Raw genomic sequence first — 301 nt, 5'->3', positions numbered from 1 at the left:
GTCGCCCGGCGCGAATGCCGCGCGTACCCTTGGAGCATGTCCGCATGCTCACGTGGGAGCGCTCACCCGTAACCGAGGGTACGGTCATCTGGATGAATACCTTCGGCGCATCGGCGCCAGTCAAGGCTCTCCAGCCCAATTTCGGCTTTACCCCCCACATGGTGCTGGAAGCCGCGCGGTCGCAGCTCGCCACGCATAAACGTTGATGCGCGTCTCCACCCCCTTGCGGGTAGGGGCCAGGGGTGGGGGTGGTGCCGGATGAAGCTCGGCGTTTCCTTCTGAACCACCCCCGCCCCTGGCC

1 protein-coding gene is annotated in these 301 nt (G+C 66.1%); it reads left to right on the top strand.

Annotated features, from left to right (window positions below; all coding sequences use genetic code 11):
* The coding region (locus tag MKK65_RS19460; protein WP_243959837.1) for a transketolase-like TK C-terminal-containing protein at positions 1-206 on the top strand (206 nt) is incomplete at its 5' end.
* Positions 207-301 lie beyond the last annotated feature (95 nt).

The sequence above is a fragment of the Methylobacterium sp. J-001 genome (genome assembly GCF_022829565.1).
Classification (GTDB): domain Bacteria; phylum Pseudomonadota; class Alphaproteobacteria; order Rhizobiales; family Beijerinckiaceae; genus Methylobacterium.
This window is presented reverse-complemented; position numbering and strand designations above follow the sequence as displayed.